The 12,933-nt window shown below is 56.0% G+C and carries 27 protein-coding genes; 1 reads left to right on the top strand and 26 read right to left on the bottom strand.

All coding sequences use genetic code 11. The annotated features are described in order from the left end of the window. Window positions 1–32: 32 nt before the first annotated feature. The 26 genes from AC1ATL_RS07175 to AC1ATL_RS07050 all read right to left on the bottom strand — a co-directional run bounded on the left by AC1ATL_RS07175 (window position 33) and on the right by AC1ATL_RS07050 (window position 12,397). Window positions 33–446 carry a hypothetical protein gene (locus tag AC1ATL_RS07175; protein ID WP_476569642.1) on the bottom strand — a complete coding sequence of 138 codons (414 nt, stop codon included), beginning with the start codon at window positions 444–446 and terminating at the stop codon, window positions 33–35. A 103-nt stretch (window positions 447–549) separates the two neighbouring features. Continuing rightward, window positions 550–840 carry a hypothetical protein gene (locus tag AC1ATL_RS07170; RefSeq protein ID WP_476569640.1) on the bottom strand — a complete coding sequence of 97 codons (291 nt, stop codon included), beginning with the start codon at window positions 838–840 and terminating at the stop codon, window positions 550–552. After that, entirely contained in the window at window positions 837–1,046 is a 210-nt protein-coding gene (locus AC1ATL_RS07165) for a hypothetical protein (protein ID WP_476569638.1), read from the bottom strand. Before AC1ATL_RS07165 ends, AC1ATL_RS07170 begins: the two co-directional genes overlap by 4 nt. Then, complete coding sequence (locus AC1ATL_RS07160; RefSeq protein ID WP_476569636.1) at window positions 1,043–1,258, bottom strand: hypothetical protein; 216 nt, start codon at window positions 1,256–1,258, stop codon at window positions 1,043–1,045. The genes AC1ATL_RS07165 and AC1ATL_RS07160 overlap by 4 nt, the downstream gene beginning before the upstream one ends. Then, window positions 1,258–1,572: a hypothetical protein gene (locus tag AC1ATL_RS07155; RefSeq protein WP_476569634.1), complete on the bottom strand. Its 315-nt coding sequence runs from the start codon at window positions 1,570–1,572 to the stop codon at window positions 1,258–1,260. Before AC1ATL_RS07155 ends, AC1ATL_RS07160 begins: the two co-directional genes overlap by 1 nt. Then, on the bottom strand, window positions 1,572–1,952 hold the full coding sequence (locus AC1ATL_RS07150) for a DUF3310 domain-containing protein (RefSeq protein WP_476569632.1): 381 nt from the start codon (window positions 1,950–1,952) through the stop codon (window positions 1,572–1,574). The genes AC1ATL_RS07155 and AC1ATL_RS07150 overlap by 1 nt, the downstream gene beginning before the upstream one ends. Then, window positions 1,945–2,247 (bottom strand): hypothetical protein, encoded by a 303-nt coding sequence (locus tag AC1ATL_RS07145; RefSeq protein ID WP_476569630.1) that lies wholly within the window; start codon window positions 2,245–2,247, stop codon window positions 1,945–1,947. The genes AC1ATL_RS07150 and AC1ATL_RS07145 overlap by 8 nt, the downstream gene beginning before the upstream one ends. A 14-nt stretch (window positions 2,248–2,261) precedes the next feature. After that, window positions 2,262–2,414: a hypothetical protein gene (locus AC1ATL_RS07140; RefSeq protein ID WP_476569628.1), complete on the bottom strand. Its 153-nt coding sequence runs from the start codon at window positions 2,412–2,414 to the stop codon at window positions 2,262–2,264. Window positions 2,415–2,416: 2 nt separating this feature from the next. Then, window positions 2,417–2,848 carry a dUTP diphosphatase gene (gene dut, locus AC1ATL_RS07135; RefSeq protein WP_476569626.1) on the bottom strand — a complete coding sequence of 144 codons (432 nt, stop codon included), beginning with the start codon at window positions 2,846–2,848 and terminating at the stop codon, window positions 2,417–2,419. A gap of 9 nt (window positions 2,849–2,857) precedes the next feature. Continuing rightward, the gene (locus tag AC1ATL_RS07130; protein WP_476569624.1) at window positions 2,858–3,415 is read right to left on the bottom strand and encodes a 3'-5' exonuclease family protein; all 558 of its coding nucleotides are present in this window, start codon (window positions 3,413–3,415) and stop codon (window positions 2,858–2,860) included. Between the two features lie 182 nt (window positions 3,416–3,597). After that, window positions 3,598–4,071, bottom strand: coding sequence for a hypothetical protein (locus AC1ATL_RS07125; RefSeq protein ID WP_476569622.1), 474 nt, complete (start codon window positions 4,069–4,071; stop codon window positions 3,598–3,600). Further along, a complete protein-coding gene (locus AC1ATL_RS07120) occupies window positions 4,068–4,805 on the bottom strand; it encodes a hypothetical protein (RefSeq protein WP_476569620.1) in 738 nt (245 codons plus the stop codon). Before AC1ATL_RS07120 ends, AC1ATL_RS07125 begins: the two co-directional genes overlap by 4 nt. Continuing rightward, window positions 4,802–4,990, bottom strand: a complete 189-nt coding sequence (locus tag AC1ATL_RS07115) for a hypothetical protein (RefSeq protein WP_476569618.1) — start codon at window positions 4,988–4,990, stop codon at window positions 4,802–4,804. Before AC1ATL_RS07115 ends, AC1ATL_RS07120 begins: the two co-directional genes overlap by 4 nt. Continuing rightward, window positions 4,987–5,253 (bottom strand): hypothetical protein, encoded by a 267-nt coding sequence (locus AC1ATL_RS07110; RefSeq protein ID WP_476569616.1) that lies wholly within the window; start codon window positions 5,251–5,253, stop codon window positions 4,987–4,989. The genes AC1ATL_RS07115 and AC1ATL_RS07110 overlap by 4 nt, the downstream gene beginning before the upstream one ends. Window positions 5,254–5,496: 243 nt before the next feature. After that, window positions 5,497–6,006 carry a single-stranded DNA-binding protein gene (locus tag AC1ATL_RS07105; RefSeq protein ID WP_476569614.1) on the bottom strand — a complete coding sequence of 170 codons (510 nt, stop codon included), beginning with the start codon at window positions 6,004–6,006 and terminating at the stop codon, window positions 5,497–5,499. Between the two features lie 253 nt (window positions 6,007–6,259). Then, complete coding sequence (locus tag AC1ATL_RS07100; protein ID WP_476569612.1) at window positions 6,260–7,180, bottom strand: hypothetical protein; 921 nt, start codon at window positions 7,178–7,180, stop codon at window positions 6,260–6,262. Then, entirely contained in the window at window positions 7,177–8,100 is a 924-nt protein-coding gene (bet, locus tag AC1ATL_RS07095) for a phage recombination protein Bet (RefSeq protein ID WP_476569610.1), read from the bottom strand. Before bet ends, AC1ATL_RS07100 begins: the two co-directional genes overlap by 4 nt. 2 nt (window positions 8,101–8,102) lie before the next feature. Then, the gene (locus tag AC1ATL_RS07090) at window positions 8,103–8,624 is read right to left on the bottom strand and encodes a hypothetical protein (protein WP_476569608.1); all 522 of its coding nucleotides are present in this window, start codon (window positions 8,622–8,624) and stop codon (window positions 8,103–8,105) included. After that, on the bottom strand, window positions 8,621–8,887 hold the full coding sequence (locus tag AC1ATL_RS07085) for a DivIVA domain-containing protein (RefSeq protein WP_476569606.1): 267 nt from the start codon (window positions 8,885–8,887) through the stop codon (window positions 8,621–8,623). Before AC1ATL_RS07085 ends, AC1ATL_RS07090 begins: the two co-directional genes overlap by 4 nt. Then, a complete protein-coding gene (locus AC1ATL_RS07080; RefSeq protein ID WP_476569605.1) occupies window positions 8,884–9,084 on the bottom strand; it encodes a hypothetical protein in 201 nt (66 codons plus the stop codon). Before AC1ATL_RS07080 ends, AC1ATL_RS07085 begins: the two co-directional genes overlap by 4 nt. Window positions 9,085–9,637: 553 nt before the next feature. Next, complete coding sequence (locus tag AC1ATL_RS07075) at window positions 9,638–10,168, bottom strand: crAss001_48 related protein (protein WP_476569603.1); 531 nt, start codon at window positions 10,166–10,168, stop codon at window positions 9,638–9,640. 9 nt (window positions 10,169–10,177) lie between these two features. After that, window positions 10,178–10,381, bottom strand: coding sequence for a hypothetical protein (locus AC1ATL_RS07070; protein ID WP_085346072.1), 204 nt, complete (start codon window positions 10,379–10,381; stop codon window positions 10,178–10,180). After that, the gene (locus AC1ATL_RS07065) at window positions 10,378–11,217 is read right to left on the bottom strand and encodes a phage antirepressor N-terminal domain-containing protein (protein ID WP_476569601.1); all 840 of its coding nucleotides are present in this window, start codon (window positions 11,215–11,217) and stop codon (window positions 10,378–10,380) included. The genes AC1ATL_RS07070 and AC1ATL_RS07065 overlap by 4 nt, the downstream gene beginning before the upstream one ends. Further along, window positions 11,214–11,501 (bottom strand): hypothetical protein, encoded by a 288-nt coding sequence (locus tag AC1ATL_RS07060; protein ID WP_476569599.1) that lies wholly within the window; start codon window positions 11,499–11,501, stop codon window positions 11,214–11,216. Before AC1ATL_RS07060 ends, AC1ATL_RS07065 begins: the two co-directional genes overlap by 4 nt. A 10-nt stretch (window positions 11,502–11,511) precedes the next feature. Then, on the bottom strand, window positions 11,512–12,135 hold the full coding sequence (locus AC1ATL_RS07055) for a DUF5758 domain-containing protein (RefSeq protein ID WP_476569597.1): 624 nt from the start codon (window positions 12,133–12,135) through the stop codon (window positions 11,512–11,514). Window positions 12,136–12,172: 37 nt separating this feature from the next. Next, a complete protein-coding gene (locus AC1ATL_RS07050) occupies window positions 12,173–12,397 on the bottom strand; it encodes a hypothetical protein (RefSeq protein ID WP_022245205.1) in 225 nt (74 codons plus the stop codon). Window positions 12,398–12,523: 126 nt separating this feature from the next. Between AC1ATL_RS07050 and AC1ATL_RS07045 the strand changes: the two genes are divergently transcribed. Continuing rightward, window positions 12,524–12,928 carry a hypothetical protein gene (locus AC1ATL_RS07045; protein ID WP_476569594.1) on the top strand — a complete coding sequence of 135 codons (405 nt, stop codon included), beginning with the start codon at window positions 12,524–12,526 and terminating at the stop codon, window positions 12,926–12,928. Window positions 12,929–12,933 lie beyond the last annotated feature (5 nt).

Genomic DNA, 12,933 nt, shown 5'->3' with positions numbered 1-12,933 from the left:
AATGCTTCCATTCGGTAATGTGTTCATGCACGTTAGTCATGGTCGTACCGTCCGCTTTCCAATCGTGTGAGTATGTCTTGTACAACAGTGAGTCCCTCACGGTTGATGGCGCTCACAAGCTCACTCTCGTTCGGTTCTTTCAGCAGTATCGTGCGTAGCCTGATGATCTCGTTCAAATGGTTGACGAGATTCCTCAACCGTCGTTCCGCAAGCGCGGTATCCTTGAGTTTGACCGGAATCAGTGGGAATGAGTCAGTGTCGAAAGTGCGTTTGACCACATTCCAATCCGTCGTGTCCAAATCCCCGTCAGCGAACAGTTGAGTCTCACAAGTGACGTTGTGGATATGCCAAGCATCCCCGTCATAGCTCAACAGGTCTTCCCCGTCCTGTGTGACGTACCAGCCCGGTTCGGATGGCATGTCAGGACGATGTTTTCTCTCATACATGTCTTTCACTTGCTCGTATACGCTGTCCAATTCGCTTTCATTGAAAGTTACCGATGAAACGTTAGCGTCCGCGTTCGCATACAAGTACGACATGCTCTTGAAATTAATGCTTATCATCGTTTTCTTCCTCCCTGAACGATGCTTGCAACGTGTCAGCGAACACTTGGAACGCCTGCTTGACCTTCTCTGTAAAATCGTCGGGCACGGTAGCGGAAACAAGCCCTTTGGATTCATTGCCTATCATGTTCCCATTGCTCGCATAGATAGGCACGTTCACATATGCGATCGCAAGTTCCTCTTGATGGTCAAACGCCGTCAAATGGAATGTGACACCAGTCGTACCTACTCGTACATGCTCGTACCTACTCGTACCTGCTTGTAATTTCTCGCTCATTTGCATCTCCTTGGCTTGACGGTTTCGAGAACCCGCGCCGGACTCTCATAGGTGGTGCGAATCTCATACGGCCTGTGATGGAAGTCGGCGCTTGACTGCGCCGCATCCAACGCTTCACCAAGCGTCTTATACACTCGGCATGTGTGCCGTCCCGTATCACCCTGCGGCCAGATGACGTAACCATTCCAATCTCTTGCGCCAGTCACTTGTATTCCTCCACCGTGTTGCATCCGATATATTCGCCGTTATGTTTCAAACAAGCCCAAGTCACATCACCGGTCTTCACAGTCTCCATCTGAAAACCCGTATCATTCGTAGCCTCATAGGTGATACCCCAGACGAGAAAGCCGATAAGAAACGCTACAGCTACAGCCATGAGCACCATAATCACCCGCATGAGCACGTCTTCAACATCCATCAGAAATTCACCTCTTCGTCAGTGATCGGCGCGACGAAACTAAACGGCAGTGCGTCATCATCTATGGACTTCCTCACAAGCTGCTTCCAACTCCAATAGGAATCAAAACCGAATTCTCGGTCGCGCACAGCGATAATCAATTGTCTCCATCTCTTGAAACAGCGAATCCACAAGCGGCCTTGCGCGTCACGGTAGATACCATCCATCTCAGGCTCGGCTTTGATAAGCTGATTCAGGCAGTCATTCTCAAGAATCCGCGCCTTCTTGAGCTGATTTGCAAGCACCTTGACATCAATCACATCACTGGTAGCCATCACTCACCTTCCTTTTCAACCTGTGCGATTTTGTCTTCGAGAGTTTCGCGAGCATCCGTGAAATACCCCCATTTCAGGGCGTTCCAGAACAGTGCCAGACCAGCCCAGTCAGCCCCATACAAGGTTTCGAGGAATTCAATCGCACTCTGTTCGATCATGTCCTCGTGTTCCTTGTTCCATGCGGCGAAGAACGGGATATTATGCTCAAGCGCATGGTTGATATACCAGTCTGCTTTCTTCAGGTCTTCCAAACCGTTTTTGTGTTGCCACCGGTAAGCGTATTTGACTACGTTGCCCCAGTCGGATGAAAGCAGTGAAGTCAACTGGATGCACTCAAATGGGCCAGTCTTGTAATGGTCGGGATTGATGTTGTCAGTCATTTGACGCTCCTTCGTATGGGTTCTCCGTATGATGTTTCGGCAAGTCGAGTTCGTTGTCCTTCCAACCCGCCGCATAGCCTTGCTCCCATACGCTTGCAATCCACGTAGTGTTTTCAGTCAGTTCCATTAGCAGACCCGTACCTTCTTCGGTGATGTCGAAACGGTCATCGAATTGGCGAATAAGCCCCTTACGTAGGAGCGCTTTGCTTGTCTGGTTAATGACAGCCGGATACCAGCCGCCCTCTTGGTGTATCTTTCCTAACATTTCATGTTGTTTTGGGCTTAATGTCTGCATTTGAGGCTCCTTCCTTATGCCGGATAGACCGTGAGTACCGTTTCGCCTTCATCCGGCTCCCAAATGGCAACCGTCTTGCGCTCACTGTTTGCAAGAGCTACGGCCTGTTTGAGTGGGTACGTGCTATAGGTGGCGATGATTGCGTTGTCGATGATGAGCTGGTACATGGTTATCGTCCTGTGGAGCCGAATCCGTCTTTGCTGCGTTCGGTTATGTCTTTGAAGGTGACGACGCGGCGGATTTTCGGGGTTTCGATTGGGCTGATGACAAGTTGGGCGATTCTGTCTCCGCCGTGGAAGTTGACGCGGCTGGTGGACGTGTTGTGGAGGATGACTTTGATTTCGCCTTGGTATCCGGCGTCGATGATGCCGCCGAGGATGTCGATGCCGTAGTTTTTGGCGAGTCCGGAGCGTGGGCAGACGCGTGCCATGTATCCTTCGGGGAGGTTGATGGCGATGCCTGTTCCGACCGTGATGCGGTTGAGCCCGTCGATGTGGAAGTCTTCGACGCAGTGCAGGTCGAGTCCGGCATCCGTGGGGTGGGCGCGGGTGATTTTGGCGTTGGGGACGAGGGGTTTGATTTCGAGGGTCTTGAGGGTCATTTCGTGTCCTTACTTGACAATGTTTTCGTATTCGGTGAGATCGCGGTCCAAGCAGTCGCTTGTCCGGTGCGTGGTGGCGTGCCCGCAGTCGTATGGATTTATGCCTTTGGCGATTTCCGCGAGCCTGATGCTGGTCAGGTCGAGTCGCCTGTGGCTGAGCTTGTGCAGCAGGACGCTCAGGTTGGGCATGTTCGCGTCGAGCCATTGGAGGTCGAATTGGACGTTGGTGCCTGCCGGATGCATGATGCCGGGGTCGATGTTCGTTCCGGTGAGCCACATGGTCATCTGCGCGTCCACGTCCTTGAGCGTGTCTTTCGCGTTCATGCATTCGCTGATGAGTCCGTTGCGTGAGTGCATGTCGATGGTTCTGCTATTGAACGTGCGGATGGGCGTGTTGTCTCCCAGACGGATTACCCTGTGGAATCTCAGTCCGTTGCCGTTTTCGTCGGCGAGTACGGGACAGCCTTTCATGTTGGTGATTCTGGCCTCGACTTCCAGCAGCGTGTCGGCCATGGGGTCGAGTCCGCTGGTTTCGACGTCAAGCCAGATGAGGTATTGGGTGCTCATTGTTGGCTCCTTTGGATTTCGTAGATGTTGGATGTATGTTTCGAGTCCGGTCAGGTCCACGTGTTCGACGGCGGGTGGTTTGAGTTCCTTGAGGATTTCGTTTTCCCTTGCCTTGTGTCGCCGGTATCTGTCCTGCGCCTTGCGGGCTTCGGGGATGCCGTACTCGTTGGTCACTACCGGTCTCATAGTGTCGGGAACAGGCTGCCGATGCTGCTCATGCCGGATTGGGTTCTCCGGTCATGGGTTGGGGCGGGTTTGGATGCGAGCTGTGGCCTGTCGCGTTCGGCCAGCGCCTTGCTTACCGCGTCCCCAAGGGTCAACGCCTCCTTGGCGGTACCGAAGATCACTCGGCGTCGGAACGCCCAATAGTCGTCGGCCTGCACATCATGTTCGGCGGCGAGCTGTTGGATTTCATGCTCGCTTGGGGTTCGTTCGGCCCGCATTCTGCGGCATATCCTGTTGATGTCGGCGGCACGCATCCACTTGTCCGTCTGCGTGGAGTAGAAGCGTATGACCGCCGTGCGCATGTCTTGCAGGCTGTTGCGCGGGTCGAGTTCCCGGTGGAACGAGTCCAATTGCATGTCGTCCCATTGGGCGTTGCCGTGATGCGAGTTGATCGTGGTGAGCAGCATCGCGGCTTCTCCTTTGCTTATCATCCTGTTCCTCCCATCGCGCGTTGGCGTTCGTCTTCGGTCATGTACTGCCATGCCCGGTTGAGGTTCGCCATGCGGTTGAGGTCGTTGCGGCTTGGCATGTTCGGATTCGTACGGACGGTGAGCGTGGGTTTCGTGTCGTATTCCGCTTCCCAGCCCGCAGCGTTGAGCCATGTGGCCGCGTATTTTATGTATTTCGGTTCGGTTCCTTCGACTTCGACCTGTCTCGCGTACTGTCGGACGCCGTTCATGATGGTGTCCACGTCCGTGTCCTGTATCGCGTTCTTCCATGCCTTCCATGCGGGTCGTTTGTCAACGTGGCGTGGGTAGGCTTTCCAGAACGTTTCGAATTCGGTGGAATACCGGTCGTCGGACGCCTGCCGTGCGCGGCTGCGGCGTTTGCTTGCCGTGTTGCGTGCGGTGCGGTCGGCGATTTCCAGTCTGGTGTGGTTGCCGTTCGACCGGTATTCGTTGATGTGGACGCCGGTGATGGTCTGTTGGAACAGGCCGATGCGGATGAGCGTGTCGATGTCCTGTTCCGTGGCTCCGAGCGTGTAGGTGAGTTGGTCGGTGTCGATGTCGCCGTCCGTGAGGTTGCAGCTTGACCAGCTGAGCGCCATCGCGTAGATGAGCGCGGCTCTGGGATTCTCGTCGCGGAGTCTGAGTATCCTCGCGTCGGCCCAGAATCCGTTGTCGAGCCGGGTGTATCCGTCCCTCACTTCCGGGTCTCCTGTCATGTCGTGAGTCCTATCCCGATGTCGATGACGATGGTTATCACTCCGCCTTCGAGCATGGTCATGCCGACTATCCACAGCCAGTCGCCGGATGGCTTCTTGTTTTGGATGAGGCCGATGGAGGCGAGCATGATGATGAGGCCGATGCTTGCAACCATGAGTCCGATGGTGGCTACCAGTGCGATCATTCCCAGTTTCCTTCCGGTCCGAGTGGCAGTCCGTTGTTCAGGATGAGCGTGAGGCTTTTCAGCGTGATGCACGCGAACTGTTTGCGTCTGCCTAGGAATTCGGTTCTGATTCGTGGAGTGAAGTACCTGTCGTCGTCGGCCAAGTCGCACATGGTGTTGTACGTGTCCCAGTCGGTGTAGGCGAGCTGTTGGCCGATTCGGTCGAGTGTGGACAGTCCGACGCGTGGCTTCTTCTGCACGACCCCACGGGTATGGGCTGTCAAGGTTTCCGGCTTCCTCCAACGCCTCGTTGTAGTGTTTCGTGGCGTTGAGCTGGCTGGTGTTCTTGACTTCGATGCATACGGGCTGGCCGTGGAAGTAGATGTTGGCGATGTCGCCGAGGTCCTTGCTGCCGTGGAGACGGCGGCGGATGATGCGTGGGTCGTTCAACGCCCATTGCAGGTAGTGTTCCACCGCCGTTTCCATTGCCGTTCCGGCTTTTTTCGCCGACTGTCGGTTGCGTGGCATCAGAACGCCGGTTCTCCTACGGGCTGGCCGAAGGAGTCGAATCCAGCTCCGCTCCACGGGTCGTTGCCAGCCTGCGGGCGCATGGCCGGAGCGGCTGCGGGAGCGGGTGCCGCCTGCCGTTGGCCGTACTGCTGGTTGGTGTCCACGAGCTGCGCGACACCCCAGCGGAGGCTCGGACCGGCCTCACGCACATTGACCTTCTGCGTGAAATGGATGAGGCCGGACGAATCCTCGAATCGTTCGTCGGATTCGGTGCCGACGACGATGTACTCGTCGCCCTCCTTGAGACTGTTCTGGATGTTCGCGGCTATCGGACCCCAAGCCTCGCAGGTGCGGGAGCAGGATGCGCCGTAGCCCCACGAGCCGTCCTCGTTCTTGACCCTGTTGGAGCAGAGGATACGGAACTGGATGTAGTTCTTGCCGGTCTTCGTGGTTCCAGCCCTGTACAGGTCGCCGTCCTTCTTGATCTTGACGATTCGTCCGACGAGGGTGATGGTTGGCGTGCTCATTTGATGTTCTCCTTGTTTCGTAGATGTTTTGGTTCGAGTCCGACCCAGCCTTGCTGGTCCTTCGGTTTTATGTTTCGTAGACGGTCTGCGGCTTTGTGGCGGTTGGCCGCTTCGACGTTGCACATGAGCATGTGGCTTCGCGCGGCGGCGCAGTCGGTGCGTCCGCATTTGCGGCAGTATGGGATGAGGCCCGTCTGGACCGGATTTTTATGAACGCAGTATTCGCACGTGCATCCGGCGCGTCTGGTGATGTTCAAAAGTTCTCCTCGTATTCTTCTTCTTTCGGCTGTTTGAGGCCGAGCATGTAGTGGATGAGCGGCATGTACTGGCGCATCTTCGATTCGGGCATGATCTCGTCAACCTGCATGGGAACGTATTTCGTCTTCCATTCGCCGTTGCCTGCCAGCGTGGAGAAGGTCGGTGCCATGTAGGCGGTCATTCTCCACACTCCGAACTCGTCGAGGTGGAACAGTGTTGTCTTGTCGGCGCTCTTGTACCAGCCCGGCTTTGTCGGCAGTGGCTTCTCGCATAGGCGTTCGAACGGGAATCGTTTCGAATGGCCGCTGCTGACGGCGAACGCTTCGGTGGTCTGCTGCAAGGCGTTCGGTGGAACGTTGCCGTAATGGTTCAGGATTGGCGTCCATACGTCGCCGGTGAGGAGCCATACGCTGCCGGTAGCGGCCTTGTAGAATCCGTTGGCCTTCGGAAGTTTGGCCTCCCATTTCTTGGCTTTCTTGGCGGACGCGTCCATTGCCGTACCGTCTTCGGGGGTTTCCTGTTCCACGAGCTTCGCCTTCAGTTCGTCGGCGGTGATTTCCTCGCCCTCATGCTCGTCGATGTTCGCGTCATCGATGGCGGTGATGAAATTGTGGACCACATCGGTTTCGAGCGTGGTCTTAGAGAACGCGATGGCCGGTGTCGGAATGTCGTCATGGAAAGTGCCGACCGGGTACAGGATGTAGTACAGGTACAGGTCCGAGAACAGCATTTCGTCAAGGAACACTGCGGACATGCGGTCGATTTTCTCAACTTCGAACACGTCATCGGAATCAAGCTGCTTGACTTTGCCCCTGTATGACATGCCGTATGGACTGGTCACGGTAACCGTGAGATGACGTGCCGCGATCTGGTCGAGGTCGTCCTTGGTGAGATGTTCCGGGTCGTACTTACTCATCGTGCCGCTCCTTGCTGCTGCATGTGCTTGTGGTATTCGTTGATGAACTCGTGGGCTTGGACTGCCGTGAGGTTCATGCTGGTGACGTTCGTGGTCCGGAGGATTTTCTGTAGGAACGCGTCCGCCTCGTCGGGCTTGATGTTGCAGGCGCGGAGGATATCGGTGACCTCCTTCAACTGGTCGGGGCTTGCGGGACCGTTCTGCGGAGCGGACTCGGCAGGCTGCTCTGGCTTGCCCTGACGGGCCTGCGGAGCGTATCGACGTGGCTGTTGGCGTGGCTGCTCGTCCACGACCTCGGCTTCGACGACCTCCTCGTCGGGCTTGTTGTTGGCCTGCTGCATCTCGTCGGTCGAATACAGGCCGCTCAAATCCTGCGGGAAGGCTTTACGCAAGGCCAACGCCTCAGCGCATTTAGCGATCATCGTCGCTGGCTTCGAAGCCCACATGCTGTTGGGCACCTGACGGCGGGTATCCTTGTCGAAGCGGGTGCCGACGTATTCTCGATAGAGGGCCACGCCAGTGAACTCGCCTTCGCCGCGTTTGACGGTGACCTTGGCTGCGACCGGTGGGGTCGGCGCTATCCACACGTCATGCCAGACGCCATCCTCGCCGCACCAGAGGGTTTCGGGTTCGCTGAACAGTTCGTGATTGCGGTCGGCGGCACGACGGGCGATGGTACGGAAACCGTCGATGCCGACTTGGATGGTCTGCTTGACAATCCACTGGCCGTTCTGCTGCTGACGCCTGCCGATCATGTAAATTTGACGGTTGAACGGGTCGAGTCCGGTACGCTGGCATTGGTGCAGGAACACGGCAAGGTCGGCGGGCTGCGCGTTTTGAACTCCGAGATGGTTCAACGCCGTCAACTGTTGGGGAGTCCAAGTGGACTGCTCTTCCGTGACTGTGAGTGTGTTGCACATGATTATTCCTCTTCGAGGTTCGAGGTGAGCATTTTGAACATTCTGGGCGCGAGTTCGCCGGTGAAGACCTTTTCGACGAATCCCCGCGTGGTGCGCAGGGTGACGGTCTGGGCGCGTCCGGGCTTGAACTCGACGCCGGGCGGAAACTCGCCGCCATGGTCCGCGATCATGTCCTTCAGGTAGGCTTGGGTCTTCGCTTCGGGGCGGGGCATCCATACGGCTTCCGCAGCGGCGGTCTCGCCGGGGATGAGATACTGGTTGTCGTGGAGCATGGCACCGTAGGCGCGTTCGTCCACTATCACGTATTTGCCTTCGGTTCCCTTGCTGAGGGTGATTTCACCAGCGTCGATTCCGCCGAATTGGGCGTGTTCGCTGTCTCCTCCGTCATGGGGGCGGGTCCACTCCTCCTTCGCGGCCTTCAACGCTTCGGCGCTGCGCTTGTTCAACGCGGTGAGTCCGGCGATGGTGGAGTTGAGTTCGTCCGCCCGCAGGCCGCTGAAATCGTATTCGGTTTTTCCTGTCATTGCTGCTCCTTGAATTGGTGTTCCGCCGTGTCCGCCGCGAGCCTGTAGAAGCTCACGTCGGTTCTGAGGGTCCGGTTCATGTCCTTCAGCCGACTGTTCTCGACGGAGAGTTTCCGGTTCTCCATCCAGAGGGTGTGGATGGTGAGGGCGCAGTCGTCGAGGAAGTCGTCAACTTGGTCGGCGTCGTATCCCATGAACAGGAACGCGAGTTTGAACCTCCTGTCGCGAATGTCCTTCGGTGTGACCAGTCTGCTGGTGTTCACTTGTCCGCCTCCTTGGCTTGGTCTTTGATCTCGTAGAATCTGAGCAAGAGTTCCTTCTTCGTGAAAAGCTTGTTCTTCCCGGCCTGATAGCCGAGTGGACCGTACAGTTTGTCGAATTTGTCCTCGCCGACTTTGGTGAAGGCTATGGCCTCCGGTTTGGTGAGGATGCCGTCTTCGAAGATGATGGGTGCCGTCAATTTGTGTGTGCTCCTTCCTTGGATTGGTGGTTGGTGTAGGCGGGTTGCGGCATGACGCTGGACGGTTGGCTCGCAAAAGGGTGTGCGGGGCGACTGGGAAAATAAGGAAAACCAGTCTGGCTGACCATCGTTCCCGATGCGGGGCGGAGAAAACCAAGTGAAAAACTTCGTCCCGATGGGTGGCGTTGACGTCATGCCGCTGGCGTCCAAGCGCGGATTCGGACCGCGAGCCGTTCGGGATCATCGTCGTATACCTTCGAGTACAGGAGAAGATGTGGTGTCTGGTTCGATTGACGATGGTCTTGTGGTACGGTTCCTGTTCCCACTGCGTGGGCTTGGACGATTGCCGTGGCGGCGCGTGTATGCAAACGCTTGTGACGGTTCGTTTGGATGTGTTTCGCCACGGCATGGAACATCATGGGATGTTCCATCTTTGCCAGCCGGTGAACGTGGATATTCGATAAACGTCCAATTTTTCATTGTTTGATTGTTTATCGGAGTGGCTGGCGAAGCTTATGGGTCCCCATCCGGGTTGCAGGCGGATGGGGAAGAATCAGTTGTTGTCGGCGAGCGCCTTGGCGATTGTCGGCATGCTTGAGGCTTCCAGTGGGATGAGTGGGAAGGCTGAATCTTGGAGGTCTTCGACCAGCTGATGCCAGTTAAGGTATCCACTGAAATTGCTGATATCGTAGGACAATTCATTCCAACAGCTGATTCTGCACATGACGGCAGGCGTGTTCGTCACGTATGACCATGTGCCGTCCGTGTCATGGAGAATCAGGTATGGTTTGCCGTCGCGTGGGATGAAGAGGCCATGCGACTGCGGTTCCGTTGGCAGTGGCTTCTCCTCCGGTTCCACGTCGTCGGATTCGGGGCTGATGCCCATGGCTTTGATGCGGTCGAAGAGGACGTGCAAGTAGTCTTGCATGATGTAAAGTTGGGCGACGGTCATGCCGCCAAGGCATTTCGGTTTGAACTCAAGCTCTCCCCTCTTGTATCTAGTGACGGCATCATCGAGTTTGCTGATGCGTTCCTTGAGTTCGTGGTATTCTTCGACCATGCGGGTCTTGTAATCGTCTTTCATTACTGTCTCCTATCGTGATTGACCGTGAACGTCGGAAGCCCATTGGATGAACGCAGCCAGTTTCGATTCTGGAATCGCATACAATGTGCTCGTCTTTTTTCCGTCCTTTTCGACGATGGATGCGCCTTTCCGCTCGTTGATGCGGAACACGCAGTGTCCGCCAGTGTCAAGAACGAACTCCTGTGGTGGTGCGGGAGGATTCAACAACGTCATGCCGCCACCTCCGCGTCAAGCGCCTTGTCCAGGGCGATCTCGCCAAGACGCTTGTGCAGCAGTGCCAACCCCTTGCGGGTTATGCGCACGGTGGGAGGGAAGGCGAACTCCGTGCCATCATCCTTGACTCCATGCTTTTGGGACATGACCATCACGAGATGACCGGCAGTGCAATGCTCTGCGGTTGCCCGCCAAGAGCCACCGGATTTGAAAATCCAGTTATGGTCGGCCATCCATTCGCGCAACTGTTTTTCCTTGATGGGGGTTCCGGCGTTCGACAGTACCTTTGCCGCGTCGCGGACAAGCAGCCTGTCTTCCACGTTCGTGAAATCATCAAGTGCTTGAGCCTTCGGTTCCAGTTCCCTGATCTGCGCGTCCTTGGCTTGAAGCTGCTGGTTCTTGCGTTCGATGGTCTTCTGCGCGACGAGCACGGCACGGGCCATGATGTCTTCATCGGAATCAGCATCGGAAACGCGGATTGCGCCACCCTCGTTGAAATACTGGTCGAGGGCTTCGGCGGCTTCCTGCTGGTAGACGGTCACGTTGTGGCGTGCCTGTTCGTCGCTGAGTCGGTTCGTGTCGATGGTGGCGAGCCACATGGTCAACGTCTTGCGGCTGATTGCCACCATGTCACGTTGTTTGCCGTCTGCGCCAACTGTTCGTATCATACGAATGGTTGCCCATGGCGTTCTGTTGAGTCGTTCCCACTGTCCGTTGTATGCGATGCCGATGTTCTCGCAGATAGGTTTCAACGCAGTGTAGATTTCACCGTCATCGAACCTTTGAGCGATCATCGCACTCCCATTGAATGGGACCTCGACAATATCGTTGCTCATTTGGTTGCCTCCGCGTAGAGAATGTCGATCATGTCGAGGGTGTTGTATTTGGCTTGAAGCTCTTTAGAGCCTCTGCGCATGGCTTTCACCAAATCTTCTGGAAGAATCACGTTTCCAGTATCTCCGTTCTTCGCATCCTTTGGGATGATGGCGGTGAACATATCCTCTGGCAGTTTTGTGAGGAGGCTTAGCGTTTTAGTGGACATTCCTAACTCTCCTCGCAGATTGTGCAGGTAGCCGTTGTCGGTGAGGTATTTGAGCCTCTGCTGTTTGGTTTCGTTCATTTGGGTTTTCCTAGTATTCGACTGCTTCGATGCGGGTGATGAAGAAGTGGATGCCGGTGGCGCATTCGTCCCACCGGTTGGTGTCGAAGTCTTCGACGTGCACGGTTTCGCCTTTTTGGTAGGTGAAGTCTGGATCGTATGAGCTGTACGCCGTGGTATCCGGTGGGAGGCTGTTGCCTTGCTTGTCTTGCAGGTCGAGCACTCGCGCTGTGCTGGCGCGGCATTTGCGGCCAGTGGCGTTGGAGCGTTGCGCGTCGGCCGGAATGAGAAGTTTTACGATGATGGGCGCTCCGTCGAGTGTGATGGCTTTTTTCCAGCCGATGATGTCGCCTTCGTCCGGGAGGATGCTGGTTTGGGCGACGGTGAGTTCCGATAGGTTGGCGCCGCTCAGGTCGGCATCGCTCAGGTCGGCAGAGCGCAGGTCGGCAGAGCGCAGGTCGGCACAGCGTAGGTCGGCACCGCTCAGGTCGGCAGAGCGCAGGTTGGCACCGCGCAGGTTGGCACCGCGCAGGTCGGCACCGCGCAGGTTGGCACCGCGCAGGTCGGCACCGCTCAGGCAGTCGAGTCCGTGTTCTTTGAGGATGGCTTCGATGCTTTCGCCTTCGAGAGTGCCGTGTGGTGTGGTGATTTTCATTGGTTGTCCTTTTGCTCGTTGGCGTTGTGTGGTGTGGTTAGGCGGTTTGTTTGATTTGGGCGATTTCTCCGGGTTGGAAGCCGAATGCTTTGTAGAGTCCTATGAGCATGAGTGGTGTGCATTCGTTGGTTTTCTTGGCTCGGGCTAGGACGCTTTCGCTGACTCCTATTGCTCCGGCGAAGGCTTCGTCTGTTTTGAGGCCGCTCATTTGTTTGGTTCGGTCTAGGAAGCCGTCTCGGAACTGCATTTTGTATTCAGCCATCAGTGATTCCTTTCGCAACCTTGAATTTCTTTTTGCAACTTGTGGTTACATCATGCAACATGTTTTTTTATTTCGCAACTCGCTCGGCGTGTTGACTTGCAACCGGTTTGGTTGCATAATGAAACCATGAGCAAAGAAACATGGTTCAAAGAAACAGTCCAAGGCGACACCATCGCCGAAGTAGCCCTCAAAGCGGGAATCATCAAGACAACCGCTTGGAGGCAATACAACAATGCCCTTGGTTTCAGCGCCGAGAACGTCATTCTTATTGCACGCGCCTACCACAAGTCCCCTGTAGAGGCTCTGGTTGAGTTCGGATATATAAGAGCCGACGAGATGGCTAAAGGAAAGACCGTCGCAAGGCTGCATGACGCTTCGAATGACGAGCTGCTTCAGGAACTCGCACGCCGTCTCAAGGAAAACGCGGACGCCGACTGGGTGAACAGTCCGATCATCTACCGTGAAGAGTTCGACATGGCCGCGAACGACGATCCGAACGCGAGGCTTGAGGCCGAGACACCTGAAGACTGACGACA

It is taken from the genome of Bifidobacterium sp. LH_743 (assembly GCF_056355775.1).
The sequence above is the reverse complement of the archived record's forward strand: the minus strand, read 5'-3'. Positions and strand labels throughout refer to the sequence as shown.

Excerpts from the sequence above, each read along its gene's own strand:
- AC1ATL_RS07045 (WP_476569594.1), top strand. The coding sequence starts at position 12,524 with ATGAGCAAAGAAACATGGTTCAAAGAAACAGTCCAAGGCGACACCATC.
- AC1ATL_RS07125 (WP_476569622.1), bottom strand. The coding sequence starts at position 4,071 with ATGATAAGCAAAGGAGAAGCCGCGATGCTGCTCACCACGATCAACTCG.
- bet (WP_476569610.1), bottom strand. The coding sequence starts at position 8,100 with ATGTGCAACACACTCACAGTCACGGAAGAGCAGTCCACTTGGACTCCC.
- AC1ATL_RS07055 (WP_476569597.1), bottom strand. The coding sequence starts at position 12,135 with ATGAAAATCACCACACCACACGGCACTCTCGAAGGCGAAAGCATCGAA.
- AC1ATL_RS07060 (WP_476569599.1), bottom strand. The coding sequence starts at position 11,501 with ATGAACGAAACCAAACAGCAGAGGCTCAAATACCTCACCGACAACGGC.
- AC1ATL_RS07175 (WP_476569642.1), bottom strand. The coding sequence starts at position 446 with ATGTATGAGAGAAAACATCGTCCTGACATGCCATCCGAACCGGGCTGG.
- AC1ATL_RS07050 (WP_022245205.1), bottom strand. The coding sequence starts at position 12,397 with ATGGCTGAATACAAAATGCAGTTCCGAGACGGCTTCCTAGACCGAACC.
- AC1ATL_RS07075 (WP_476569603.1), bottom strand. The coding sequence starts at position 10,168 with ATGAAAGACGATTACAAGACCCGCATGGTCGAAGAATACCACGAACTC.
- AC1ATL_RS07170 (WP_476569640.1), bottom strand. The coding sequence starts at position 840 with ATGAGCGAGAAATTACAAGCAGGTACGAGTAGGTACGAGCATGTACGA.
- AC1ATL_RS07070 (WP_085346072.1), bottom strand. The coding sequence starts at position 10,381 with ATGACGTTGTTGAATCCTCCCGCACCACCACAGGAGTTCGTTCTTGAC.
- AC1ATL_RS07090 (WP_476569608.1), bottom strand. The coding sequence starts at position 8,624 with ATGACAGGAAAAACCGAATACGATTTCAGCGGCCTGCGGGCGGACGAA.
- AC1ATL_RS07130 (WP_476569624.1), bottom strand. The coding sequence starts at position 3,415 with ATGAGCACCCAATACCTCATCTGGCTTGACGTCGAAACCAGCGGACTC.
- dut (WP_476569626.1), bottom strand. The coding sequence starts at position 2,848 with ATGACCCTCAAGACCCTCGAAATCAAACCCCTCGTCCCCAACGCCAAA.
- AC1ATL_RS07140 (WP_476569628.1), bottom strand. The coding sequence starts at position 2,414 with ATGTACCAGCTCATCATCGACAACGCAATCATCGCCACCTATAGCACG.
- AC1ATL_RS07145 (WP_476569630.1), bottom strand. The coding sequence starts at position 2,247 with ATGCAGACATTAAGCCCAAAACAACATGAAATGTTAGGAAAGATACAC.
- AC1ATL_RS07065 (WP_476569601.1), bottom strand. The coding sequence starts at position 11,217 with ATGAGCAACGATATTGTCGAGGTCCCATTCAATGGGAGTGCGATGATC.
- AC1ATL_RS07160 (WP_476569636.1), bottom strand. The coding sequence starts at position 1,258 with ATGGATGTTGAAGACGTGCTCATGCGGGTGATTATGGTGCTCATGGCT.
- AC1ATL_RS07105 (WP_476569614.1), bottom strand. The coding sequence starts at position 6,006 with ATGAGCACGCCAACCATCACCCTCGTCGGACGAATCGTCAAGATCAAG.
- AC1ATL_RS07115 (WP_476569618.1), bottom strand. The coding sequence starts at position 4,990 with ATGATCGCACTGGTAGCCACCATCGGACTCATGGTTGCAAGCATCGGC.
- AC1ATL_RS07120 (WP_476569620.1), bottom strand. The coding sequence starts at position 4,805 with ATGACAGGAGACCCGGAAGTGAGGGACGGATACACCCGGCTCGACAAC.
- AC1ATL_RS07155 (WP_476569634.1), bottom strand. The coding sequence starts at position 1,572 with ATGGCTACCAGTGATGTGATTGATGTCAAGGTGCTTGCAAATCAGCTC.
- AC1ATL_RS07150 (WP_476569632.1), bottom strand. The coding sequence starts at position 1,952 with ATGACTGACAACATCAATCCCGACCATTACAAGACTGGCCCATTTGAG.
- AC1ATL_RS07100 (WP_476569612.1), bottom strand. The coding sequence starts at position 7,180 with ATGAGTAAGTACGACCCGGAACATCTCACCAAGGACGACCTCGACCAG.